This window comes from Streptococcus sp. AM28-20 (assembly GCF_003603595.1).
GTDB classification, from domain to species: Bacteria; Bacillota; Bacilli; order Lactobacillales; family Streptococcaceae; genus Streptococcus; species Streptococcus ilei.
Map to the genome: position 1 here is coordinate 52451 of NZ_QTNK01000001.1, position 23935 is coordinate 76385.

Genomic DNA, 23935 nt, shown 5'->3' on the forward strand with positions numbered 1-23935 from the left:
CGGATGTTTTTTTAAAAAAAAGATAGCAAAGAAAAAAGTAAGGTAGAAGAACCTTACTTAGCAATTGGGAAAGAAATTTCGATCAGTTTATCAGAGTAGAGGGTCTTTATAGCAGATTGGTCAATAATTTGAAGATCAATCTTGCGTTTTAAAAAGAACTCACGAATTTTTTCAACTTCTGTTTCACGAATGGCACGGTGTTTGTTACTAATCAGCAATTCGTAATGTGTAGGAGCTTTGGTAAAGATAACGTCGGTGTTACCAGCTGAATAGACCTCAACAAGGGTAGCATCGGTACTTTCTAATTGACTTTTGACCAGAGTAGCATGACTATTTGTTGTATTCATAAGCTTCATGTGAGATCCTCCTAAGCTCTTTCTCCATTTATTATAACACTTTTTTTTATTTTGTGAAAGAAGTCGCTTACAATTTTTGGGCAGATTTCCACATTTTGATGCCCCACTTATGACTTCCTCTTTTTAATCTGTCAATGGCTTCGTCGATTGGGAACCAAGCAATGTTATTGAAATCCTCTAGCGGTTTTTGAGCTTCTACAAAGTCAGTTACTTCATAGATATAGGCAGGATTATAGTAGTGGGTGTCGCGGTGACTAGAATAGAAGTACTCGTCTGCTTGGCCATAATACTCGCCGATGGTCGCAGTGAAGCCCAATTCTTCGATCAGTTCGCGCTCGAGTGCCAAGAAATGATCTTCTCCTTCCTCGATTTCACCACCTGGTAGGAACCAAGCTCCATTTGGTGCTTGGACTAGGATGATTTTATCCTTGGTTGGATTTGGAATTACCGCATAGACTCCATAACGATTGACATAGTCAACATTTTCTTCTTTTGTCCCAAAAGTTGCAACAGTCATATTAAAACTCGCTTCTTATTTTTTTATCATTATAACATAGATAGACATAAAAAGCAGTAGGAGATAAAAATAAGAGAGAGGGACAGAAATCGGTCATTCGTTAGAATTCGATTTCGTCGTCCCACCTCCGCACAGTTGAGTAGGGCTATAAAAGCTGACGAAATCAGCGTAGTAGAGCCCACTCAACCACTGCGTCTTGCTCGACAATCCAAAGACAATTGAGAGGCTAGGACTTTTGTCCTAGCCTCTTTTAAATGCAATTATTCAGTTACTTTTTCTGCCTCGTTTGCAGGTTTGGTCTTTCCTTTAATGCTAATATTTCCATTGCTGGTCATGACTGCCTTGAGTTGTTTTTCATTTGGATTTTCAAGGTAGTAATCGGTAATCGCATCTTCAATATAGTCTTGAATGGTACGACGGAGTGGGCGGGCCCCCATTTTTGGATCGTATCCCAGATCGACCAATTTTTCTTTCACCTTCTCTGTCACATCCAGATGAATCTCATTTTGTGCGAGACGTTGATTGACTTCATCCAGCATGAGAGTAACGATTTGAAGCAGGTTTTCTTTTGAGAGAGGTTGGAATTCAATGATGCCATCAAAACGGTTCATGAATTCAGGGCTAAAGAAGTTCCCGAGTTCTCCAAGTACAGAGTTGGTGCGACCTTCACGAGCTGCTCCAAAGCCAACATTGGCCTCCGCTTTGCCAGTTCCAGCATTAGAGGTCATGATGATAATCGTATCTTTAAAGCTAACGGTACGGCCTTGACCATCTGTCAAGCGACCATCATCTAAGACTTGAAGGAACATATGCATGACATCAGGATGGGCCTTTTCTACCTCATCTAGAAGAATAAGAGAGTAAGGGTTGCGACGTACTTTTTCAGTCAGCTGGCCAGCTTCTTCATAGCCGACATAACCTGGAGGAGCACCGACCAATTTGGCAACGGCATGTTTCTCCATGTATTCACTCATGTCAAAGCGAATCATACTATCAGCAGAACCGAAGAGTTCGATGGCCAATTGCTTGGACAACTCGGTCTTCCCGACACCAGTTGGTCCAACAAAGAGGAAGCTACCGATTGGACGGTTTGGCGTTCCAAGTCCTACCCGATTACGACGGATAGCCTTAGCAATTTTTTCAACAGCCTCATCTTGGCCGATGACATGAGCTTTTAAATCAGCAGCCAAATTAATCAATTGAGACTGTTCTTTTTCTTTCAAATCTCCAACTGGAATATTGGTCTTTTGCTCAACAATGTGTTCGATAGTCTTTTCGCTAATGACGGGCGTATCTTGGTCGGTGACCTGTTGCCCTTGCATTTCTTTGTACTTAGCGATTTGGTCACGGAAGTAGGCTGCTTTTTCAAAATCTTCATCCCGCGTCGCTTGGGCCTTGAGATTTTCGGCTTCAATTAAGCGCTGGTCAATGACTTTGGGATCGACAAAATTGAGGGTCAAATTCATCTTAGAGCCTGCTTCGTCCAAGAGGTCAATGGCTTTGTCGGGCAAGAAGCGGTCTTGGATATAGCGATTGGAGAGGAGAGCTGCAGCCTCAATAGCACCATCTGTGTAGTGGACGTGGTGGTAGTCTTCGTATTTCTTTTGAATGCCTTTAAGGATGGTAATGGTTTCTTCAACCGTTGGTTCATCCACCTTGACTGGTTGCATCCGGCGTTCAAGAGCAGCATCTTTTTCGATAATACGATACTCATTGAGTGTTGTGGCACCAACTAATTGCAATTCACCACGAGCGAGAGCCGGTTTGAGGATATTTCCTGCATCCATGTTGCCATCACCTGCAGATCCTGCTCCTACAATTTCATGGATTTCATCGATAAACAAAATGACATCTTCACGGCGACGGATTTCTTCCATTAGTTGTTGCATCCGTTCTTCAAATTGTCCACGAATCCCAGTCCCTTGAACCAGGCTAACAACGTCTAACCGAATAACTTCCTTGTCTTGTAATTTATAAGGGACATCGCCATCGACAATCTTCTGGGCCAGGCCCTCTACGACAGCTGTTTTTCCGACACCAGGTTCTCCAATCAGAACAGGGTTGTTTTTGGTTCGGCGGTTTAAAATTTCAATAACTCGGAGAATTTCGTCGTCACGGCCAATGACTGGATCAATGTCCCCACGGCGAGCGATTTCAGTAACATTAATTCCAAACTCTTCTAGGAGTCCTTTTGGTTGTTGTTTGGCTTGAGGTCTATTTGGTCCAGTAGCTCGACCGTTCCCATTTTGTCCGTAGCCATTTCCACCTCCATATCCTCCTCCTGATTGGGTCGGTGGCGTTTGAGGTTCTTGGGGAGCTTGGAAGTTGCCCAGTTGATTGAAGAAATCTTCAAAAGGATCCCGCCCTCCGCGATTTTGTTGGTTTAATCCTGCCAGGAGACTATTGTTAGGATCGGTTTTCATAATTTGATAGCAGTTCTGGCAAAGGTCTACTTGTTGTTGGTGACCATTCACATTCGTATAAAGATGAATGGTTGAATCGTTGATTTTACAGTTTTGACAAAGCATTCTCTTACCTCTTTCTCTAGGGTAAAAAGTGTAGAAACTATTGGTCAGAAATAGTCAAACTTTTATAGTTTCATTATAACAGTATTCTAAAAGTTTGCAAGAATTTAGTATGAAGTCCGGTTTTAGGCATGGAATAAAGAGGAAAAAAGTGGAAAAGTTGATTTTTATTGGAATTTCCTCCTTCTTTTATGATAAAATAGGAGAGTAGAAAGTAAATAGGAGAATCAAAATGGAATCACATTTGGTACGAATTATCAGCCGTTTGGAAGCGATGACGAAAGACGGTGGAAACTTAAAACGTAATTTTGAACGTGAAGGGGTTGTAGTTGCTGAAGTAGCTTACAACTATGATGAAGAAAATGGATCAGTATTTACTCTTCGTGATGTAGAAGCGCGTGAGACCTATACATTCGATAGCATTGACTTAATTGCAATGGAAATCTACGAATTGTTGTACTAAGAAGTATCAATCAAGAGTCTAGAGCATCTAGTCTCTTTTTTGTTGGAAGAAAACTGTTATAGTTTCTTCCTATAATCTTATCTAATCAAGAAGTGTTAGGAGCAGGTCCACAAATCTGATATAATAGAGAAGATATTGAATAGAAAAGAGATTGAGATGACACATGTGATTGATGGGAAGGCCTTGGCAGTAAAATTACAGGGAGAATTAGCTGAAAATACAGCACGTTTAAAAGAGGAAACAGGGGAGGTACCTGGTTTAGTGGTGATTTTAGTGGGAGAAAACCCAGCTAGTCAGGTCTACGTACGAAATAAAGAACGCTCGGCTCTTGCTGCGGGTTTTCGTAGCGAGGTGGTCCGCTTACCAGAGGCTACTACACAAGAGGAACTCTTGGCACTTATTGACCGCTACAATCAGGAACCGCTCTGGCATGGAATTTTGGTCCAGTTGCCTCTACCAGCACATATCGACGATGAGGCTGTCTTACTAGCCATTGATCCCAATAAGGATGTCGACGGCTTCCACCCCCTTAATATGGGCCATCTTTGGGCGGGTAATCCGGTCATGGTTCCCTCAACTCCTGCGGGGATCATGGAAATGTTCCGGGAATACGATATCGATGTTGAGGGGAAAAGTGCAGTCGTTATTGGTCGCTCCAATATCGTTGGAAAACCCATGGCCCAGCTTCTATTAGCTAAGAATGCGACGGTGACCTTGACCCATTCACGGACCCATCATTTAGCAAAAATTGCAAGAAAAGCGGATATCCTAGTGGTGGCTATCGGCCGTGCCAAATTTGTTACAGCTGACTTTGTCAAAGAGGGAGCAGTCGTCATTGATGTGGGGATGAACCGTGACGAAAATGGGAAGCTCTGTGGAGATGTGGACTATGAACAGGTAGCTCCTCTAGCGAGCTACATCACTCCAGTACCAGGTGGCGTTGGTCCTATGACTATTACCATGCTCATGTCTCAGACCTATGAGGCAGCTGTTCGGGCCTTGAAAAAATAAACCAGCTTGGATGAAGTCGGGACAGTGTTTGTAGCTGTAGAATGATTAGAAAAATTTTGAAGGTTGGAACTTGCTTTCCTGCCTTTTTTTAGTCTAAACGTGATAAAATAAAGAGAGAAAGAAGGAAAGCTTATGTTAAGAGTTGACCAAACATTGCTACAACAAGTTATTGTTAGTCGTCCGTCAGACTCCTACAAGGGAGACTATGGTCGTCTTCTCTTGATGGGAGGGACCTACCCTTACGGAGGAGCTATTATAATGTCTGCTTTGGCAGCTGTGGAGACTGGAGCGGGCCTCGTCACGGTTGCGACAGAACGGGAGAATATCCCTGCCCTTCATAGTCAGCTACCCGAAGCCATGGCATTTGCTGTGACTGACCAAGAGTTATTGACTGAGCAAATCGCAAAAGCAGGCGTTATTTTGTTGGGGCCGGGTCTCATGGACAATGAGCTAGGGGCACACCTTGTAGAGCTAGTTTTTGATAAGGTTCAGCCTCATCAAGTGCTCATTCTAGACGGTGGAGCCATTAGCCTCTATACGCGCTTAGCTTTGCCTCTTCCCCAAGCTCAGCTCGTCTTTACTCCTCATCAAAAAGAATGGGAGGCCATGTCAGGTCTAGCGATTGGAGACCAAGGAGAAGAAGCAACAAGGCTGGCTCTATCCCAACTTCCTCCAGCAAGTATTCTGGTCCAAAAGGGAGCCCAGACTAAGATTTGGCAACAAGGGCAAGCAGATTATTACCAACTAACAGTTGGTGGTCCTTACCAGGCAACTGGAGGAATGGGCGATACTTTGGCAGGGATGATTGCAGGCTTTGCGGGACAATTTCCACAGGTTGGACTCTATGAGCGCGTGGCAGTCGCGACCTACCTTCATTCAGCTATTGCTGAAGACTTGAGCAAGGAGGCTTATATAGTTTTACCGACAAGCATTAGCAAAGAAATCCCAAAATGGATGAAGAAGTGGAGTGACAATTTAAACGAAAATGTTGAAAATGAAACGTTTTCATGGTAGTATGGATGAAAGGAGGTGAAAAAATGAATGAGCAAAAAAAAGTCGATTACCATGAAGGATGTTGCAGCAGAAGCTGGAGTTAGTGTTGGGACAGTCTCTCGTGTCATCAATAATGAAAAAGGCATTAAAGAGGTGACCTTAAAAAAAGTTCAACAAGCAATTGAAAAACTTTCTTATGTCCCAGATGAATATGCGAGAGGATTAAAAACGAATCGTAGTAATATTATTGCTTTACTCATTCCAACTATATGGCATCCTTTCTTTTCTGAATTTGCTTATCATGTTGAAAAAGAACTATTAAAAAATCAATATAAATTATTAATTTGTAATGCTGATAAAGATTCTAAAAATGAGATAGAATACATAAAATTACTTGAGAAAAATAAAGTAGATGGAATTATAGGGATCACCTATTCAGATATTGATAAGTATGTTTCATCAAATTTACCTTTTGTCAGTATTGACCGTCATTTTTCTGAAAATGTCTATTACGTAACTTCTGAAAATTTTCATGGTGGTCAACTAGCTTGCCGCGAATTAGTCAAACGCGATTGTCAAAATCTAGCTTACATTAGTGGTGTGAACAAACATTTGAATGAAACAACGGAACGGGGGAGAGGTTTCAAAGCGGAGGCTAAACAGAAAAATACGAACCTTTATTGTCTTGAAATGCCGGAACCACTGAATCAAGCAGAAGAGCAAATAAGAACCTTTTTTGAAAAGCATCCTCAGATTGATGGGATTTTCACAGTAAATGATTTTATGGCCCTTCGTGTGATAAAAGTTTTAGGGGAGATGGGAAAAACTCCTGTAGAAGATTATCAGATTATTGGTTTTGATGGATTAAGACCAGCTTTTGATCAACCTTACTTACTTTCTACGATTGTTCAACAAATAGCTCAGATGGCTCAAGCAGCAGTTGAACTATTGCTTAAATTAATTCGTGAAGAAAAAATAGATCAGAATGTAATTAGTTTACCGGTACTTTTTTTTGAAGGAAACACAACAAAAAAATTATAAAAAGTGCTTGACAAATTATGAAAGCGCTGTTATAATTTAGCTATAAAATGAAACGTTTCAAAAAACTCAACTATTTTAGCTTGAGTTAAAAAAACAAATAAAAAATGAAACGTTTCAAAAAGGAGGACGCTATGCGTAAAGGTATTAAGTTATCTGTAGTTGCAGCACTATCATTAGGATTGCTTGCAGGATGTGGTGGGGGATCAAAATCCAAAACTGCAAGTTCTTCGGACGAAATAAAAGTCTGGGTTCAATTCTCAGATGAAACAGCTGAGGGAAAAGCTTGGCAACAAGTTGTTGATAATTTCAACAAGTCAAAGAAAACCAAATACAAGGTTGTGACAGAGTATATTCCACGTAGTGGTAGCGGTGGAGGATATGAAGATAAGGTAAACGCTGCTATTACGACAAATAGTTTACCAGATGTTATTACGCTAGATGGACCAAATACTGCTGCCTATGCAAAATCAAAAGTGATTGCTCCCTTGGATGATTATCTAAAGGACAATGACATGGATGATGTACTGGACAGTATTAAGCAACAGGGAACTTATGATGGTAAATTCTATGCGTTTGGTTTTTCTGAATCAAATGTAGGTGTTTACTATAACAAAAAGATGTTTAAGGAAGCAGGAATTGATGAAGCGAGTTTGCCAACCCTTGAAAAACCATGGACATGGTCTGAGTTTAATGCTATTGCTAAAAAATTAAAAGATCATTTTAATAAACCAGCAATAGATTTCCGTTTGAATTCAAATGATGAGATGTTACCATATGCTTATATGCCACTTATTTGGTCAAATGGTGGGTCTGTAGTAAATTCTAAAGGGACAAAAGCTGAAGGTTACTTCAACAGTAAGGAAAGTGTTGAAGCTGTTCAATTTATTCAAAATCTAGTAAAAGAGGATTACACTACAGTTAGTCCTGTTGAAAAAGGATTTGAAACAGGTGAGTATCCGATGGTTCTAAGCGGGTCTTGGACGATTGGGGATCTACAAACAAATTACAAAGATATTGATTTTGGTATTCTTCCTTATCCAGTTTCAGATAAAACGAAGAAATTGGTCTCACCTTCAGGTAGTTGGCAATTAGCTGTTACGACAAAATCTGATAAAAAAGAAGCTGCTGCTGAATTTGTTAAGTTTGCAACAAATACAGAATCTAGTGAAATTATAAGCTTGGGGAACAGTGTTCTTCCAATCAGAAAATCAACAATTAAAAATATTAAGGATAAAGTATCTGAACCATTGCGCTTCTTGATGGAACAAAATGCTGCATCAGCTCATCCTCGTCCAGTTGTAGTAGCTTATCCACAAGTTTCACGCGCTTTCCAACAAGCGATGCAAGATATCAGCTATTATAAAGATAATCCAGATGTACAAAAAGTATTAGATGCTCGTACGAAAGAAATGCAAACAGCAATCGACCAATCTTTAAATAAATAGTTGATATTCAAAAGGTGGAAGGAAAGTTATGAAATGTACCTTCCACCTTATTTTATTTAATGATTTCATCTTAGGAGACGAACAATGAGCGAAACAAAGAAAGTCGAAACAAAAAAGAAAGAACGTCTTAAAGAAAATATTATGGGCTATAGCTTTTTAGCTCCAGCCTTAGTATTACTTTTTATTTTTTTAGTGATACCTGTTGGTATGGTCATCTATTATGCCTTTACAGATTATTACCTATTGACCCCAGAGGACAGAAAATTTGTAGGGCTACAAAATTTTATGCGCTTAGCACAAGATCCAATCTTTATAAAAAGTTTCTTGAATACCTTGAAATTTGTAGTTTGGATTATTCCAGTGCAACTTGGAGCGGCTCTCGGTATGGCCTTAATTGTTAATAAGAAACGTAAAGGAAATATGTTCTTTAAGGTAGCATTTTTTGCTCCTGTTGTGATGTCTCTTGTCGTTATATCTATCCTCTGGTTATACTTGTTAAATCCAAATAATGGTTTGCTCAATGCTCTACTGAATAAAATTGGTATTTCTTCACAACCATTTTTGACAAGTCCAAAACAGGCCATGTATGCCATTGTATTTGTTTCTGCATGGCAAGGTGCAGGGTATCAAATGTTGTTATTCCTTGGAGGAATGCAAAATATTCCACAAGATATTTATGAGGCGGCAGAGTTGGATGGATTTTCAAAATGGGCTCAATTTAGATATATCACAATGCCTTTATTAAAACCAACGGCCTTGTTTGTCCTATTGACAACGTTGATTTCAGCCTTTAAATTGATTGTGCAGCCAATGGTCATGACTCAAGGTGGACCTCTGAACTCGACAATCACTATGGTATATTATATTTACCAACAAGGTTTCACAGACCGTCTCGTTGGTTATTCAAGTTCTATTGCCCTAGTATTTACAACATTGATTGGTATGATTAGTCTTGTACAACGGCGAGTTTTGAAGGAGGACGATTAGGATGAAACGTTTAAAACCGACTACTATTTTAGAATATATTTTATTAATTCTATTAGCAGGCCTCTTTCTATTTCCTATGATCTGGATGGTGGTTTCAGCTATGAAACCAGAAGCAGATGTGTACAAGAATTTAACAAGTTGGAAAGCATTCTTACCTAGTTTAAATCCAGCTGATTGGTTTAAACCATACCAAGAAGTTCTTTCGCGTTTTAGTATTCTAACATACCTGGGGAACAGTATTTTTTATGCAGGAACATTTGCACTTGGTTCTATTATTGTTAATGCCTTAGCGGGATTTGCATTTGCAAAAATTAATTTTACAGGTAAAAAAATTCTGTTTGGATTTTTATTAGCCTTGTTAATTATTCCGATTGAAACAGTTTTGATTCCTCAATTTACAATTATTAATTCACTTGGCTTAGTCAATAATCGTTTAGCGGTTATTATCCCTGGATTAGCTAGTGTCTTTAATATCTATCTTTTCCGAAACTTCTTTATTGCCATTCCAGAAGAAATTATCGAATCTGCAAAAATAGATGGTGCAAGTATCTTGCGGATCTTTTTCAAGATTATGTTGCCTATGTCGAAACCAGCAGTTGCCACAGTCGGTGTTCTTTCCTTTATTTCTAGTTGGAATGATTATATCTGGCCATTGATGGTGTTAACCGATTCTTCAAAATTTTCAATGCAGGTTGCGATTACAACCATTAATACAACTCAACCAGTTTATATTAATCAAGTGATGGCTGTTTTGACAATTTCTACAATTCCACTTATTCTAGTATATATCGTAGCACAAAAATATATTATTCAAGGTTTAGGTGGGTCTGGAACAGGTATTAAGTAGGTGATAAGTATGAGGGAAACTATTCGAAAAGCGAATCAGTATATCGATGAAAACAGGGAGAAGGTTGACCAGCAATATAGAGGATCCTTTCACTTACTACCTCCAATTGGCTGGATGAACGATCCTAATGGCTTTGTTTATTTCCGTGGGGAATACCATTTGTTTTACCAATTCTATCCCTATGATAGTGTTTGGGGACCTATGCATTGGGGGCATGCTAAGTCAAAAGATCTCCTCCATTGGGAAGAATTACCAGTAGCTTTAGCACCAAGTGAAAACTATGATAAGGATGGTTGTTTCTCAGGAAGTGCTATTGTGAAAGATGACAAGCTCTATTTGCTTTATACTGGTCATATAGATGATGAGGAGAAGCGAGAAGAGACCCAGTGTCTTGCAGTTTCAACGGATGGAGTTACTTTCGCAAAATTGCCAGCCAACCCAGTGATCCATGTGCAGCATATTGAGGGTATCGCAGATATTGCTGATTTTCGTGATCCCAAAGTCTTTGAATACCAAGGAATCTATTATACTGTAGTTGCTTCCAAAACAGTAGATGATCGAGGGCAAATTCTCTTGTTTGCGTCAAGTAATCTAGAGGACTGGAGCTTTAAATCAGTCTTACTGGAAGGTGAAAAAGGGCAAGGTATCATGTGGGAATGTCCGGATTTCTTTCCCTTAGATGGTAAATGGGTCTTGATTCTGTCTCCCATTGAAATGGAAAGACAGCAAGAAAAATACTGGAATTTAAATTCGACTGTTGCCTTTATCGGTGACATGAATTGGGAAACGGGTCAGTTTTTTGTCGATACATATGATGAAATTGATGGTGGCTTGGATTTCTATGCTCCTCAAACTTGTCAAGGACCAAATGGCGAACGATACATGGTTGCTTGGATGCAAATGTGGCAACGTTCCATCCCTAGTCATGACTTAGGTCATGGTTGGGCAGGAAGCATGACGATTCCTAGAAAATTAGGCTTGAAAGACGGAAGATTGGTTCAGGAGCTACCTGAGTCTGTGAAAAATCACTTTCTTGTAGAGAATGCACCAGAAACCATTGTTAAGGGCAATCAGATCATTATCCCGGCTAGAGGGAAACAAACCTTATTTGAGATAGATTCCAAATCAGGTCGCTCCTTTATCCTAAAATATGGGGATGAATCCGATGTTGATAGTGCCTTGCAATTGATTTACGATGCCTCCAATAAACGCTTTAGCTTGAGTCGAGACCAATTTGGACATCTCATTTCTGGAAAAGAAAGCCCAGAATTTCAATCAAGATGGATTCAGTTGAATGGTGAAAAGGATTATCATTTCTCGATTCTTCGAGATACCAACTCAATTGAAGTATTCGTGGATGGTAAAACTCTATCAATGACCTTTTATGAAACGACTGAGAACCCTGTTTATACCTTCAAAGCAGATGAAGGGGTCGATTTAGTTGTAAAAGCCTATCAAAAATAGGTATATAAAAATCTCCTAAAGAAGACAAGTCCTGAGACTTGTCTTTTTGTTGTATCCTAAATAGGTTTTGAGTTTCATCGAAGAAAATTTAGGAATTGGCCTCATGACCGTTCTGACTCTTTTTCCAGAATATCCAAATCTTGTCAAAATTCCCCTGGTTGAAGAGGAAAAAACAGTCTTCTATATTAGTTATGCCTATCCAAATGAAGGGGAGCCCCAAGCACTTCTTAGCTCCTTTATTGAACGATTAGAGAAGTGTGACAAATAGGGAAGCTGGTTTAAAATAGACTAGTAGAAAATGACTTGAATAAAATGAGGATTGTAGAGAAAGGAAATTCATGATTTCGTTTGTCTACCAGCCTTTTTTGGTGTTTTTTGGTATAATTAAACTTGATCATATTCTGCAGAAAGGAGTTCCTATGTCCAACTATTTATCGGTATCCAGTCTGACCAAATACCTCAAGTTGAAATTTGATAAGGACCCCTATCTGGAGCGGGTCTATTTGACGGGTCAGGTTTCGAATTTTCGGAAGCGTCCCAATCACCAGTATTTCTCTCTAAAGGATGAAAAGGCTGTGATTCAGGCGACTGTCTGGGCTGGAATTTATAAGAGTTTTGGTTTTGAGCTAGAAGAAGGCATGAAGATCAATGTTATTGGTCGGATCCAACTTTATGAGCCAAGTGGTAGTTATTCCATTGTCATCGAAAAGGCGGAGCCAGATGGTGTGGGCGCTTTAGCTATTCAGTTTGAGCAGTTGAAAAAGAAACTCCAGGAAGAAGGTCTTTTTCAAGAGAAGTTCAAACAGGCCATTCCCCAGTTCTCCAATAAAATTGGGGTTATTACCAGTCAGAGTGGAGCTGTTATTCGCGATATTATTACGACTGTCACTCGGCGTTTTCCTGGCGTGGAGATTCTCCTTTTTCCAACCAAGGTACAAGGAGAGGGGGCAGCTCAAGAAATTGTCGCCAATATCCAGAAGGCTAATGCTCGGACGGACCTAGATGTCTTGATCATCGGTCGTGGTGGTGGGTCCATCGAGGACCTATGGGCCTTTAATGAAGAGCCAGTTGTGCGTGCTATTTTTGAGTCTAGAATTCCCATTATTTCCAGTGTGGGACATGAGACAGACACCACTCTGGCAGACTTTGTAGCAGATCGGCGGGCAGCCACTCCTACAGCTGCGGCTGAGCTAGCGACGCCTGTGACCAAGTTGGACCTACTCAATCATTTGCAGAAGCAGGAAGGGCGGATGGCAACCGCTATGCGCAACCGCCTAGTATATAATCGGGAGCGACTGCAAAAACTAAGCCAATCGGTCATCTTCCGTCAACCAGAGCGGCTGTATGATTCTTATCTGCAAAAAATAGATCAGATTCAGTTGCGAATGAAACAGGCTGTGTCAGAGTCAGTTACCAGAAATAGCCACCAGTTACAAGAACTCTGCCATCGATTGGCTTCTCAAGCGCCCCAGCATCAACTTGAGCGCTATCGAGACCAGATTCTCCAAATGGAGCGATTGATGACCTTGAAAATCAAGGAGCTCTACCAGACAAAAGCAGCAGATGCCAAGCGCCTATCAGAAGCTCTCTTGATGTTGGATACCAGTCGTATCGTGGCTAGAGGCTACGCCTTGGTGCAGGCTGGAGATCATGTTCTGGATAGTGTAGATACAATCAAAGAAAAGGATGCCTTGACGCTAGTCATGCGGGATGGGCAAGTAGAAGTAGAGGTAAAGCATGTCGAAAGAAAAGAAATTTGAAGAAAATTTAGCTGATTTGGAAGCTATTGTCCAAAAATTGGAAAGTGGGCAAGTGCCCCTTGAAGAGGCCATCTCAGAGTTTCAGAAAGGAATGAAGCTATCAAAAAACTTGCAAGAAACGCTTGATCAGGCTGAAAAGACCTTGGTCAAGGTTATGCAAGCAGATGGCTCAGAAACGGAACTGGTATGATTTTAGAAGAAAAACTGCAAGGGGTTGAAAGAGCGATTGAAGGTTTCTACGAGACCAAACAAATCGCTCCCCGCTTGGTAGAATCCATCCTTTATTCAGTCCATGCAGGGGGCAAACGGATTCGGCCTTTGCTCTTATTGGAATTACTAGAGGCCTTTCATGCTCCAATCCTTGAGGCTCATTTTCAGGTAGCAGCCGCTCTTGAAATGATCCATACGGGAAGCTTGATCCATGATGATCTACCAGCGATGGATAATGATGATTATCGTCGTGGTCAATTGACCAACCACAAAAAATTTGGTGAAGACTTAGCCATCTTAGCAGGAGACTCGCTCTTCTTGGATGCCTTTGGCTGTGTGGCAGAGGCGGATCTTCCAGCTTCTATCCGGGTGCAACTGATCGCCTTATTATCGGATGCTTCAGGGACAGCTGGGATGGTGGCAGGCCAAGTCTTGGATATGGAAGGGGAAGGAGCGAGCCTGACCTTGGACCAGTTGCAAGTCATCCATGCCAATAAGACGGGACGACTGCTAGCATATCCTTTCCAAGCTGCGGGGATCCTTTTAGAGCTTGAGACAACTGTTGCGACTCTCTTAGAGGAAATTGGCCTCCATTTAGGGTTGGCCTTCCAGATTCGGGATGATATTTTGGATGTGACAGCCGATTTTGCCTCTTTAGGAAAAACCCCTCAGAAGGACCTGCAGGCTGAAAAATCAACCTATCCAGCACTACTTGGTCTAGATGGAGCGCAGGCTTATTTGGATCGGGAGTTGGATGCCTGTGAGGACTTGCTCGATCGCATTTCTAATCAAGTTTCCTTTGAAGGGACTGGAATCAAGAAGATAATAGAAAGACTGAGAATTCATGGTCAAGGAAAGAGTTGACGTACTGGCCTACAAGCAGGGACTATTTGAAACCCGGGAGCAGGCCAAACGCGGTGTGATGGCTGGTTTGGTCGTTGCGGTCCATAATGGCGAGCGCTTCGATAAACCAGGTGAAAAAATTGATGAAGCGACTGAATTAAAACTCAAGGGTGAAAAACTCAAATATGTCAGTCGCGGTGGTCTCAAGTTAGAAAAGGCCTTGGCCCGTTTTGAGATTAACTTGCAGGACAAGGTCACGCTAGATATTGGTGCCTCAACAGGGGGCTTTACGGATGTTATGCTCCAAAATGGAGCAGCCTTGGTCTATGCAGTGGATGTAGGGACCAATCAGTTGGCTTGGAAACTCCGTCAGGATCCTCGTGTCATCTCGATGGAGCAGTTCAACTTCCGCTATGCGACGTCTGAGGATTTTGAGCAAAGACCAAGTTTTGCTAGCATTGATGTTAGTTTTATTTCCCTCAACCTTATCTTGCCTGCTCTTCATGGGATTTTGCAAGAAGGAGGCCAGGTGGTCGCTCTAGTCAAACCCCAGTTTGAAGCTGGTCGGGAGCAGATTGGAAAAAATGGGATTATCAAGGATGCCAAGGTCCATCTGTCCGTCTTGGAACAGGTTCAAGGCTTCGCGATAGAACATGGCTTCTCCGTTTTGGGAGTGGATTATTCTCCGATTCAAGGGGGCCATGGCAATATTGAATTTTTACTTTATTTAGAAAAAAATACCGGGCAAAATCGTCTCGCTCAGCAAGAGTTTGTAGCTGTCGTCGACAAAGCCCACACTGATTTTAAACATGAATAGTAAACAAAACCGATTAGAAAAAATACGACGCTTTATCCGAGAAAATAAAGTCGGCACTCAGGATGCAATTGTCGAACATCTGAGGGAAGCGGGAATTTCTGCGACACAAGCGACTGTTTCCCGTGATATTAAAGAGTTGGGCATTATTAAAACGCCATTAAAAGGTTCAGCCTATGTCTATGAATTGCCACGTGTCCAACATAGTGGAAAATTAGCAGAAAATAATCTTCAATCTTTTGAACGCATGGGGAGTTTTCTAACCCTCAAGCTAGTCCCAGGGACAGCCTATTTAGTCAAGCGGCATCTGCAGGAAGATTTCGATGACATCATCTTTAGTATGATTTCAGATGACAATAGTATTTTTATTGTGGCCCGCTCGGAAGAAAAGGCTCAGTTTATCGAACAACGATTGATGGAATGGTAGGAGAGAGATGCTATTAGAAATTTCAATTAAGAACTTTGCCATCATTGAAGAAATCGCTCTGAATTTTGAAACGGGGATGACGGTTTTAACCGGTGAAACTGGTGCAGGAAAATCCATCATTATCGATGCCATGAATATGATGCTAGGCAGCCGGGCAACGACAGATGTGATCCGCCACGGGGCTCCTAAGGCTGAGATTGAAGGCCTCTTTGCGATTGACGAAAACCGTGCTCTTCAGCAGTTATTTGAGGAGCAGGGCTTAGAATGGGCAGATGAGTTGATTATTCGCAGAGAAATTTTCCAGAATGGTCGGAGTGTCAGTCGGATCAATGGGCAGATGGTCAACCTCTCTGTCCTCAAGGCCGTTGGTCAGCATTTGGTAGATATTCATGGTCAGCACGATCAGGAAGAACTGATGCGGGCTCCATTGCATATCGCTATGCTGGATAGCTTTGGGGAGGATGCTTTTTTTGCGACCAAGAAGGCCTACAGAGAGACCTTTGAGAATTATAAGTCCTTGCGCAAGCAGGTCTTGCAAATCCAAAAAAATAACCAGGAAAACCAAGCTCGCATCGAAATGCTGGAATACCAAATTTCGGAAATCGAGGCGGCCGCCTTGTCCCTGGATGAAGATGTCCAGTTAGAGCAAGAACGGCAACGCCTGCTCAATCATAAGATGATAGCAGATACCCTAAGCAATGCCTACGCTATGCTGGATGCAGAAGACTTCTCCAGTCTTAGCAATGTTCGATCGGCCATGAATGATCTGCAAAGTATCGAAGAGTATGATCCGGACTACAAGACCTTGTCTGATCAAATGGCTGAGACCTACTATACTCTGGAAGATCTGACCAAACGCTTGGAGGATCTGGTAGATGGCTTGGACTTTGACGGCAACCGTTTGATGCAGGTAGAAGCTCGATTAGACCTGATCCACTCAATTACGCGTAAGTACGGCGGTCAGGTAAAAGATGTCCTTGATTATTTGGAGCAAATCAGTAAGGAATATAGCCTGTTAACAGGAGGTGGAACCTCTTCTGAAGACTTAGAGAAAGAACTCAAGTCTATGGAAGGCCAGCTGGTTGCCCTGGCCAAGGAACTGAGTCAAGGGCGCCATGCCTTAGCTCAAGAGCTGGAAGCAGAAATTCAGCAGGAATTGGCGGATCTCTACATGGAAAAAGCCCGTTTCCAAGTGCGTTTTACTCCATCTAAGTTTAATCGGGAAGGAAACGAAACAGTTGAATTTTATATTTCGACCAACCCTGGAGAGGACTTTAAGCCTTTGGTAAAAGTAGCCTCAGGTGGTGAATTGTCCCGTCTTATGTTGGCCATCAAGTCCGCCTTTTCTCGAAAAGAAGGCAAGACCAGTATCGTCTTTGACGAGGTGGATACAGGGGTATCTGGTCGGGTCGCTCAAGCTATTGCTTCTAAGATCTATAAAATTGGACGTTTTGGTCAGGTGCTAGCCATCTCTCATTTGCCTCAGGTAATTGCAGTAGCCGATTACCAATTCTTTATCGAAAAGGTGAGTGATGAATTTTCAACGGTTTCGACCGTTCGCTTGCTCAGTCATGAAGAACGGGTAGAAGAAGTAGCCAAGATGCTTGCTGGTGAAGATGTGACAGAAGCAGCCCGCCTGCAGGCGGAGCAATTGCTAAAACGGCCAAGCTAAGAAGAAAGGAACCGATATGGGAAGCTATTTCGTAGTGGGAGATATTCATGGAAAAGCAGGCATGTTGGAGGAACTGATGACCCATTGGGATGGTCAGTCTCGGCTGGTTTTTCTCGGAGATTTGATAGACCGTGGGGAAGATAGTCGTAGAGTGATCGAACTGGTCAAAGATTTTGTCGACCATCAAGGGGCAATCTGCCTCTCTGGTAACCACGAATACATGTTTTTAGCCTGGATCGATAACCCGATCGAACGCTATGACCATTACCGACGAAATGGTGGTGATACCACGATCAACTCTCTGCTTGGTCGTCCCCTAACGGCTCCAGTAGATGGAGTAGAGGATGCTCGTCGCGTGCAAGAGACTTGTGGGGACCTCGTCGCTTTCATCCGTTCGCTTCCTTTTGTTTATGAAACAGAACACTATATTTTCGTGCATGCTGGGATTGACTTGACTCTAACGGACTGGCATGAAACGACGGATTACCAAAAAGTCTGGATTCGCCAGCCCTTCCATGAAGCAACCAATCAGACAGGAAAGACCATTGTTTTTGGCCATACCCCTGTCCACTATCTCTTGGATCAAAAGATTGGAACCAAAGAACTCTGGGTGACCGAAGATGGGAAGATTGGCATGGATGGTGGGGCTGTTTATGGTGGTGTCCTCCATGGTATTCTCTTTGATGAAAATGGAATGAGGGCCGATGTTGCTTTGGTTAATGATGGATTTGCAGCAATCGATGATTAAGCAAAAAGGACTTTGTCCCACAAAAGCCTAGAAAATTTGATATAATAGAATGGATATATCTAAGAAAAGATTGTAGGAATGTTATGTCACAAGTAAAAATTGTTACAGACTCATCCGTAACGATTGAGCCTGAAGTTGTTGAAAAATACGGAATTACCATTGTTCCCCTCTCTGTTATGGTGGACGGTGTTCTCTACTCAGATGCGGAATTAACTGAAGGAGAATTCCTTCAGTTGATGAAATCCAGTAAAAACCTTCCAAAGACTAGCCAACCTCCAGTAGGTGTGTTTGCGGAAATCTTCGAAGGATTGGCTGAAGAAGGGGCGCAAATTATTGCAATCCATATGTCTCATGCCTTATCTGGTACAGTGGAAGCTGCACGTCAAGGAGCTACCTTAGCCAATGCAGATGTAACAGTTATCGATAGTAGCTTTACGGACCAGGCCATGAAGTTCCAAGTGGTCGAAGCAGCGAAACTGGCTCAAGAAGGTGCTAGCGTGGAGGAAATTGTAGCTCGCATTGAAGAGGTCAAGCAAAATTCTAGACTCTATATTGGGGTTTCTACTTTGGAAAACCTGGTTAAAGGAGGCCGGATTGGACGCGTAACTGGTTTATTGAGTTCACTTTTGAATATTCGGGTCGTCATGGAAATGAAGAACGATGAACTGCAACCGATTGTCAAAGGACGCGGACAGAAAACCTTTAAAAAATGGTTGGACGAGTTGATGCAAGACTTATCAGGTAAAGAAATCGCTGAGATAGGAATTTCCTATGCCGGTGGACCTGACTTTGCTAACGAAATGAAGGCGCAATTACAGCCTTTGGTTGCAACCCCAATCTCTGTTTTGGAAACAGGTTCGATCATTCAAACCCACACTGGTGAAGATGCTTGGGCAGTTCTTGTCCGATTTGCATAGAAGCCCGTCAATAAAGGAATTTATTCCTACATAAAAGTTTATAAAAACAGGTTTAGTACTTGACCTAAAAGCATTTTTTAGATATGATAGAGATGTTAAGGGTAAAACCTAAAAAAATTTGGAGGATTTGTTAAATGGCTAACAAACAAGATTTGATCGCAAAAGTGGCAGAAGCTACAGAATTGACTAAAAAAGACTCAGCAGCAGCAGTTGACGCTGTATTTGCAGCTGTTTCAGAATACCTTTCAAAAGGTGAAAAAGTTCAATTGATCGGTTTCGGTAACTTCGAAGTTCGTGAACGTGCAGCTCGTAAAGGTCGCAACCCACAAACTGGTAAAGAAATCAAAATCGCTGCTTCTAAAGTTCCAGCATTCAAAGCTGGTAAAGCTCTTAAAGACGCAGTTAAATAATTGTGATTACGAAGGTTCCTTCTAGCTTGCTAGAAGGAACTTTTTGTATTGGAGTCCTTTCTAGACAGGGCCTATAAATAGGAGTATAATAGAAAAAAGTGAGAAATGGAGGGTGGGCCATGAGATGGATTTTTGGAATCTTTGTTCTACTCATGATTAAGCCAATTATTTATCTATTGAAAGGTCTCTGGTTTATTGCGGAACTCTTCTTTATGTTCCTTTTTGTCAAAGTTTTACTAGGAACCATGAGATGGATCCTTAATTGGGGAAGTTAAGAATAGAAAACAAAAGAGAGAGGGACAGAAATCGGTCATTCGTTAGAATTCGATTTCGTCGTCCCACCTCCGTACAGTTGAGTAGGACTGTAAAAGCTGATGAAATCAGCGTAGTAGAGCCCGCTCAACCACTGCGTCTTGCTTAACAATCCAAAGATAATTGAGAGGCTAGGACTTTTGTCCCAGCCTCTTTTCTTATTTACAAACATTCTAATTAGGCAAAATTTGGCATTCGTGATATAATAGTTTTAAAGAAGAGACAGAAAGGGGGAAGACCATGCTAGCTTGTTTAACACTTGATTCCGTTCAACAACAAAAAGTAGAAGATGTATTGCAACACTTGCGTGAAAAATCTGTACGGATTACAGAGACGCGTCGAGCGGTCCTTTCCTATCTTGTCAAAAGCCAGGAACATCCAAGTGCGGATGCCATCTACCAAGATTTAAAACCAGCCTTTCCCAATATGAGCCTGGCAACCGTTTATAACAATCTCAAGGTCCTCATTGATGAAGGCTTTGTTTCTGAGATAAAAGTACGCAATGATACCACGACCTACTTTGACTTTATGGGACACGATCATTTGAATCTGATTTGCGAGTCTTGTGGGAAGATTGACGATGTTGACATCGAAGTTCCAGACGTGAGAGCAGAAGCGAGAGAAAAAAGTGGCTACGTCATTACCAAGTGTCAAACCACCGTTTATGGAATCTGTCCTGAGTGTCAGAAAAAGCAATTATAAGCAAACCTCTTGTTAGAGGTTTTTTTGTTTGGTATGGTTTGCGGAAAAAGATAGAGAGGAAAGATTTAGAAGCTGATGAGTGAAAAATGTAAATGTCCATGAAAAAGAATTGATATAATTTCACTAAATCTCCGTTCAGACTTTTTTTGTGAGAAATTGCACTTTTCTATGGTCGCCACTAGATTTTTTACTGAAAATCTAGTAGAATAAAATAGATAAACGGGGGAAACCTCGGAGAATAAAAAGGAGATCCATCTAATGGTAAAATTGGTTTTTGCTCGCCACGGTGAGTCTGAATGGAACAAAGCTAACCTTTTCACTGGTTGGGCTGATGTTGATTTGTCTGAAAAAGGTACACAACAAGCGATCGACGCTGGTAAATTGATCAAAGAAGCTGGTATCGAATTTGACCAAGCTTATACTTCAGTATTGAAACGTGCGATCAAAACAACTAACTTGGCTCTTGAAGCTTCTGACCAATTGTGGGTTCCAGTTGAAAAATCATGGCGCTTGAACGAACGTCACTACGGTGGATTGACTGGTAAAAACAAAGCTGAAGCTGCTGAACAATTTGGTGATGAACAAGTTCACATCTGGCGTCGTTCATACGATGTATTGCCTCCTGCAATGGATCGTGATGATGAGCACTCAGCTCACACTGACCGTCGTTATGCTTCACTTGACGATTCAGTAATTCCAGACGCTGAAAACTTGAAAGTGACTTTGGAACGCGCGCTTCCATTCTGGGAAGATAAAATCGCTCCAGCTCTTAAAGATGGTAAAAACGTATTCGTAGGAGCACACGGTAACTCAATCCGTGCCCTTGTAAAACACATCAAACAATTGTCAGACGATGAAATCATGGACGTGGAAATCCCTAACTTCCCACCATTGGTATTCGAATTTGACGAAAAATTGAACGTAGTTTCTGAATACTATCTTGGTAAATAAAAAGGTCCGGGGGACCTTTTTATCCCGAGCCTAGAAATGCCAAAGCGAGGTAGGTCCGGGGGACCTTTTTATCCCGAGCCTAGAAATGCCAAAGCGAGGTAGGTCCAGTGGACCTTTTTATCCCGAGCCTAGAAATGCCAAAGCGAGGCAAGTCTAGCAGGATTCGTTATCAACAATAGAAAGCTGACTTCGGTCAGCTTTTTTGTTTATCTTGTCTAGTCCCCTAGCGCTTTTTTGGTTTTCAGGGCCTCCTAAAAATGATATAATGAAGTGTTAGTACATAAGGTTTCATTAGCCTTGAAAGGAAAAGAAAATGACAAAATCATTCTACATCACAACCCCTATCTATTACCCATCTGGTAAATTGCATATTGGTTCAGCTTATACAACCATTGCCTGTGACGTCTTGGCGCGTTACAAACGCATGATGAACTACGATGTTTTCTACCTGACTGGTCTCGATGAGCACGGGCAAAAGATCCAGCAAAAAGCAGAGGAAGCTGGGATTACGCCACAAGCTTATGTAGATGGGATGGCGGTTGGAGTGAAAGAACTCTGGCAATTACTCGATATCTCATATGATAAATTCATCCGTACGACTGACGATTACCATGAAAAAGTGGTGGCCCAAGTCTTCGAACGCTTACTGGCTCAAGATGACATCTACCTGGGTGAATACTCTGGTTGGTATTCAGTCTCTGATGAAGAGTTCTTTACAGAAAGCCAATTGGCTGAGGTCTACCGTGATGAGAATGGAAAGGTCATCGGTGGGGTAGCCCCATCAGGCCACGAAGTAGAATGGGTTTCTGAAGAATCTTATTTCCTTCGTCTCAGCAAATACCAAGACCGCTTGGTTGAGTTTTTCAAATCCCAACCAGACTTCATCACGCCAGATGGCCGTCTCAATGAAATGTTGAAAAATTTCATCGAGCCAGGTTTGGAAGACTTGGCGGTATCTCGGACTACCTTTACCTGGGGAGTACAAGTTCCATCCAATCCTAGACACGTTGTCTACGTTTGGTTTGATGCTCTGCTTAACTATGTGACAGCTCTTGGTTATGGCCAAGAAGATCATGAAAACTTTGACAAATTCTGGAACGGAACCGTCTTCCACATGGTCGGAAAAGACATCCTTCGTTTCCACTCCATCTACTGGCCAATCCTTCTTATGATGCTCGATATCAAATTGCCAGAACGTTTGATTGGCCATGGTTGGTTTGTCATGAAAGACGGTAAGATGTCTAAGTCTAAAGGGAATGTCATCTACCCAGAAATGTTGGTGGAACGCTTCGGCTTGGATCCGCTTCGTTACTACCTCATGCGCAGTTTGCCAGTTGGTTCGGATGGTACCTTTACACCAGAAGACTACGTGGCTCGTATCAACTATGAATTGGCCAATGACCTTGGAAACCTCCTCAACCGGACAGTAGCCATGATCAATAAATACTTTGGTGGTCAAGTTCCGGCTTATGTCGAAAATGTCACAGCATTTGATGTAGATTTGGCTAAGGTAGTTGAAGAAAACATCGCTGAATACCACAAGCAAATGAACGCGGTTGATTACCCACGCGCTTTAGAAGCGGTATGGAATATTATCTCTCGGACTAACAAGTACATCGATGAGACTGCTCCATGGGTCCTCGCTAAAGAAGATGGTGACAAGGAACAATTGGCAGCAGTGATGGCTCACTTGGCAGCTAGCCTTCGTGTTGTGGCTCACTTGATCCAACCATTCATGATGAACACCTCAAATGCTATCATGGAACAACTTGGCTTGGGCTTGGACTTCGATCTTGAAAACTTGACCCTAGCAGGCTTCCCTGAAAATGTCACAGTGGTTGCCAAAGGAACTCCAATCTTCCCACGTCTGGATATGGATGAAGAAATTGCCTACATCCAATCTCAAATGACTGCTGGTAAACCACAAGAAAAAGAATGGATTCCAGAAGAAGTGGAACTTAAGTCTGAAAAAGACGAGATTAAATTTGAAGACTTTGACAAGGTCGAAATCCGTGTAGCAGAGGTCAAAGAAGTTGAACGCGTCGAAGGATCTGACAAATTGCTTCGCTTCCGCCTAGATGCAGGAGATGGCGAAGACCGTCAAATCCTCTCTGGTATCGCAAAATTCTATCCAAATGAACAAGAATTGGTCGGCAAGAAAGTCCAAATCGTGGCCAACCTCAAACCACGTAAGATGATGAAGAAATATGTCAGCCAAGGCATGATTCTTTCTGCAGAACACGGGGATCAATTAACGGTCTTGACCGTTGATTCATCTGTTCCAAATGGAAGCATCATTGGCTAAACGATAGATTGAATATGAAAAGCACTCTCGCTGGAGTGCTTTTGTTGTATCGCTATAGTTTTCATCATTGAGTATTACAAGGATGTTAGATGCGTCCTATTAGTCATGAATGTTATTGGAGACTTCCGCAGTGAGAAAAGAGTCTGAAACAGTTTCGTTTCAGACTCTCGGAAGATTTGAGACAGTAGGCTCAAATCTTAGGTATGGAATCCCAG

The 23935-nt window shown here is 41.9% G+C and carries 24 protein-coding genes; 21 read left to right on the plus strand and 3 right to left on the minus strand.

Annotation, left to right across the window (positions count from 1 at the left end; genetic code table 11):
• Positions 1 to 53 precede the first annotated feature (53 nt).
• From DW738_RS00300 to DW738_RS00315, 3 genes are all read right to left on the minus strand, one after another.
• A complete protein-coding gene (locus DW738_RS00300) occupies positions 54 to 356 on the minus strand; it encodes a DUF1827 family protein (RefSeq protein ID WP_006596776.1) in 303 nt (100 codons plus the stop codon).
• Positions 357 to 423: 67 nt separating this feature from the next.
• Entirely contained in the window at positions 424 to 873 is a 450-nt protein-coding gene (locus tag DW738_RS00305) for an NUDIX hydrolase (protein WP_023022485.1), read from the minus strand.
• A gap of 260 nt (positions 874 to 1133) precedes the next feature.
• The gene (locus DW738_RS00315) at positions 1134 to 3401 is read right to left on the minus strand and encodes an ATP-dependent Clp protease ATP-binding subunit (protein ID WP_023022487.1); all 2268 of its coding nucleotides are present in this window, start codon (positions 3399 to 3401) and stop codon (positions 1134 to 1136) included.
• A gap of 229 nt (positions 3402 to 3630) precedes the next feature.
• Between DW738_RS00315 and DW738_RS00320 the strand changes: the two genes are divergently transcribed.
• The 21 genes from DW738_RS00320 (at position 3631) to metG (ending at position 23720) form a co-directional block, all read left to right on the plus strand.
• Complete coding sequence (locus DW738_RS00320; RefSeq protein WP_006596773.1) at positions 3631 to 3861, plus strand: DUF1797 family protein; 231 nt, start codon at positions 3631 to 3633, stop codon at positions 3859 to 3861.
• Between the two features lie 156 nt (positions 3862 to 4017).
• On the plus strand, positions 4018 to 4872 hold the full coding sequence (locus tag DW738_RS00325; RefSeq protein ID WP_165852115.1) for a bifunctional methylenetetrahydrofolate dehydrogenase/methenyltetrahydrofolate cyclohydrolase: 855 nt from the start codon (positions 4018 to 4020) through the stop codon (positions 4870 to 4872).
• Positions 4873 to 5004: 132 nt separating this feature from the next.
• The gene (locus DW738_RS00330) at positions 5005 to 5886 is read left to right on the plus strand and encodes an NAD(P)H-hydrate dehydratase (protein WP_123160017.1); all 882 of its coding nucleotides are present in this window, start codon (positions 5005 to 5007) and stop codon (positions 5884 to 5886) included.
• 27 nt (positions 5887 to 5913) lie between these two features.
• Positions 5914 to 6906, plus strand: coding sequence for a LacI family DNA-binding transcriptional regulator (locus DW738_RS00335; protein WP_023026458.1), 993 nt, complete (start codon positions 5914 to 5916; stop codon positions 6904 to 6906).
• A gap of 131 nt (positions 6907 to 7037) precedes the next feature.
• Entirely contained in the window at positions 7038 to 8351 is a 1314-nt protein-coding gene (locus DW738_RS00340; protein ID WP_042360999.1) for a sugar ABC transporter substrate-binding protein, read from the plus strand.
• A gap of 84 nt (positions 8352 to 8435) precedes the next feature.
• Positions 8436 to 9338: a sugar ABC transporter permease gene (locus DW738_RS00345; protein ID WP_009732413.1), complete on the plus strand. Its 903-nt coding sequence runs from the start codon at positions 8436 to 8438 to the stop codon at positions 9336 to 9338.
• 1 nt (position 9339) lies between these two features.
• On the plus strand, positions 9340 to 10185 hold the full coding sequence (locus DW738_RS00350; protein WP_023026462.1) for a carbohydrate ABC transporter permease: 846 nt from the start codon (positions 9340 to 9342) through the stop codon (positions 10183 to 10185).
• A 9-nt stretch (positions 10186 to 10194) separates the two neighbouring features.
• Positions 10195 to 11649, plus strand: coding sequence for a glycoside hydrolase family 32 protein (locus tag DW738_RS00355; RefSeq protein ID WP_023026464.1), 1455 nt, complete (start codon positions 10195 to 10197; stop codon positions 11647 to 11649).
• A 419-nt stretch (positions 11650 to 12068) separates the two neighbouring features.
• Entirely contained in the window at positions 12069 to 13409 is a 1341-nt protein-coding gene (xseA, locus tag DW738_RS00365) for an exodeoxyribonuclease VII large subunit (RefSeq protein ID WP_023026468.1), read from the plus strand.
• On the plus strand, positions 13387 to 13599 hold the full coding sequence (locus DW738_RS00370) for an exodeoxyribonuclease VII small subunit (protein WP_023026470.1): 213 nt from the start codon (positions 13387 to 13389) through the stop codon (positions 13597 to 13599). The genes xseA and DW738_RS00370 overlap by 23 nt, the downstream gene beginning before the upstream one ends.
• The gene (locus DW738_RS00375; RefSeq protein WP_123160018.1) at positions 13596 to 14483 is read left to right on the plus strand and encodes a polyprenyl synthetase family protein; all 888 of its coding nucleotides are present in this window, start codon (positions 13596 to 13598) and stop codon (positions 14481 to 14483) included. The genes DW738_RS00370 and DW738_RS00375 overlap by 4 nt, the downstream gene beginning before the upstream one ends.
• Positions 14464 to 15279: a TlyA family RNA methyltransferase gene (locus DW738_RS00380; protein WP_120701154.1), complete on the plus strand. Its 816-nt coding sequence runs from the start codon at positions 14464 to 14466 to the stop codon at positions 15277 to 15279. The genes DW738_RS00375 and DW738_RS00380 overlap by 20 nt, the downstream gene beginning before the upstream one ends.
• Positions 15272 to 15703 carry an arginine repressor gene (locus DW738_RS00385; protein ID WP_023022501.1) on the plus strand — a complete coding sequence of 144 codons (432 nt, stop codon included), beginning with the start codon at positions 15272 to 15274 and terminating at the stop codon, positions 15701 to 15703. The genes DW738_RS00380 and DW738_RS00385 overlap by 8 nt, the downstream gene beginning before the upstream one ends.
• Positions 15704 to 15710: 7 nt before the next feature.
• Positions 15711 to 17375: a DNA repair protein RecN gene (gene recN / locus DW738_RS00390; RefSeq protein WP_123160019.1), complete on the plus strand. Its 1665-nt coding sequence runs from the start codon at positions 15711 to 15713 to the stop codon at positions 17373 to 17375.
• Positions 17376 to 17391: 16 nt separating this feature from the next.
• Entirely contained in the window at positions 17392 to 18123 is a 732-nt protein-coding gene (locus DW738_RS00395) for a metallophosphoesterase (protein WP_023022505.1), read from the plus strand.
• 83 nt (positions 18124 to 18206) lie between these two features.
• A complete protein-coding gene (locus DW738_RS00400; protein WP_117745061.1) occupies positions 18207 to 19040 on the plus strand; it encodes a DegV family protein in 834 nt (277 codons plus the stop codon).
• A 134-nt stretch (positions 19041 to 19174) separates the two neighbouring features.
• Positions 19175 to 19450 (plus strand): HU family DNA-binding protein, encoded by a 276-nt coding sequence (locus DW738_RS00405; RefSeq protein WP_006596762.1) that lies wholly within the window; start codon positions 19175 to 19177, stop codon positions 19448 to 19450.
• A 119-nt stretch (positions 19451 to 19569) separates the two neighbouring features.
• Complete coding sequence (locus DW738_RS10295; RefSeq protein WP_165852116.1) at positions 19570 to 19725, plus strand: hypothetical protein; 156 nt, start codon at positions 19570 to 19572, stop codon at positions 19723 to 19725.
• Between the two features lie 277 nt (positions 19726 to 20002).
• The gene (locus tag DW738_RS00410; RefSeq protein WP_123159414.1) at positions 20003 to 20464 is read left to right on the plus strand and encodes a Fur family transcriptional regulator; all 462 of its coding nucleotides are present in this window, start codon (positions 20003 to 20005) and stop codon (positions 20462 to 20464) included.
• A gap of 258 nt (positions 20465 to 20722) precedes the next feature.
• Positions 20723 to 21415 carry a phosphoglycerate mutase gene (locus DW738_RS00415; protein ID WP_000240128.1) on the plus strand — a complete coding sequence of 231 codons (693 nt, stop codon included), beginning with the start codon at positions 20723 to 20725 and terminating at the stop codon, positions 21413 to 21415.
• A gap of 313 nt (positions 21416 to 21728) precedes the next feature.
• Positions 21729 to 23720, plus strand: a complete 1992-nt coding sequence (metG, locus tag DW738_RS00420) for a methionine--tRNA ligase (protein ID WP_123160020.1) — start codon at positions 21729 to 21731, stop codon at positions 23718 to 23720.
• Positions 23721 to 23935 lie beyond the last annotated feature (215 nt).

Bases quoted from the DNA above. Each gene is read 5' to 3' on its own strand.
- DW738_RS00300 (WP_006596776.1), bottom strand. From the start codon at position 356: ATGAAGCTTATGAATACAACAAATAGTCATGCTACTCTGGTCAAAAGT.
- DW738_RS00305 (WP_023022485.1), bottom strand. From the start codon at position 873: ATGACTGTTGCAACTTTTGGGACAAAAGAAGAAAATGTTGACTATGTC.
- DW738_RS00315 (WP_023022487.1), bottom strand. From the start codon at position 3,401: ATGCTTTGTCAAAACTGTAAAATCAACGATTCAACCATTCATCTTTAT.
- DW738_RS00320 (WP_006596773.1), top strand. From the start codon at position 3,631: ATGGAATCACATTTGGTACGAATTATCAGCCGTTTGGAAGCGATGACG.
- DW738_RS00325 (WP_165852115.1), top strand. From the start codon at position 4,018: ATGACACATGTGATTGATGGGAAGGCCTTGGCAGTAAAATTACAGGGA.
- DW738_RS00330 (WP_123160017.1), top strand. From the start codon at position 5,005: ATGTTAAGAGTTGACCAAACATTGCTACAACAAGTTATTGTTAGTCGT.
- DW738_RS00335 (WP_023026458.1), top strand. From the start codon at position 5,914: ATGAGCAAAAAAAAGTCGATTACCATGAAGGATGTTGCAGCAGAAGCT.
- DW738_RS00340 (WP_042360999.1), top strand. From the start codon at position 7,038: ATGCGTAAAGGTATTAAGTTATCTGTAGTTGCAGCACTATCATTAGGA.
- DW738_RS00345 (WP_009732413.1), top strand. From the start codon at position 8,436: ATGAGCGAAACAAAGAAAGTCGAAACAAAAAAGAAAGAACGTCTTAAA.
- DW738_RS00350 (WP_023026462.1), top strand. From the start codon at position 9,340: ATGAAACGTTTAAAACCGACTACTATTTTAGAATATATTTTATTAATT.
- DW738_RS00355 (WP_023026464.1), top strand. From the start codon at position 10,195: ATGAGGGAAACTATTCGAAAAGCGAATCAGTATATCGATGAAAACAGG.
- xseA (WP_023026468.1), top strand. From the start codon at position 12,069: ATGTCCAACTATTTATCGGTATCCAGTCTGACCAAATACCTCAAGTTG.
- DW738_RS00370 (WP_023026470.1), top strand. From the start codon at position 13,387: ATGTCGAAAGAAAAGAAATTTGAAGAAAATTTAGCTGATTTGGAAGCT.
- DW738_RS00375 (WP_123160018.1), top strand. From the start codon at position 13,596: ATGATTTTAGAAGAAAAACTGCAAGGGGTTGAAAGAGCGATTGAAGGT.
- DW738_RS00380 (WP_120701154.1), top strand. From the start codon at position 14,464: ATGGTCAAGGAAAGAGTTGACGTACTGGCCTACAAGCAGGGACTATTT.
- DW738_RS00385 (WP_023022501.1), top strand. From the start codon at position 15,272: ATGAATAGTAAACAAAACCGATTAGAAAAAATACGACGCTTTATCCGA.
- recN (WP_123160019.1), top strand. From the start codon at position 15,711: ATGCTATTAGAAATTTCAATTAAGAACTTTGCCATCATTGAAGAAATC.
- DW738_RS00395 (WP_023022505.1), top strand. From the start codon at position 17,392: ATGGGAAGCTATTTCGTAGTGGGAGATATTCATGGAAAAGCAGGCATG.
- DW738_RS00400 (WP_117745061.1), top strand. From the start codon at position 18,207: ATGTCACAAGTAAAAATTGTTACAGACTCATCCGTAACGATTGAGCCT.
- DW738_RS00405 (WP_006596762.1), top strand. From the start codon at position 19,175: ATGGCTAACAAACAAGATTTGATCGCAAAAGTGGCAGAAGCTACAGAA.
- DW738_RS10295 (WP_165852116.1), top strand. From the start codon at position 19,570: ATGAGATGGATTTTTGGAATCTTTGTTCTACTCATGATTAAGCCAATT.
- DW738_RS00410 (WP_123159414.1), top strand. From the start codon at position 20,003: ATGCTAGCTTGTTTAACACTTGATTCCGTTCAACAACAAAAAGTAGAA.
- DW738_RS00415 (WP_000240128.1), top strand. From the start codon at position 20,723: ATGGTAAAATTGGTTTTTGCTCGCCACGGTGAGTCTGAATGGAACAAA.
- metG (WP_123160020.1), top strand. From the start codon at position 21,729: ATGACAAAATCATTCTACATCACAACCCCTATCTATTACCCATCTGGT.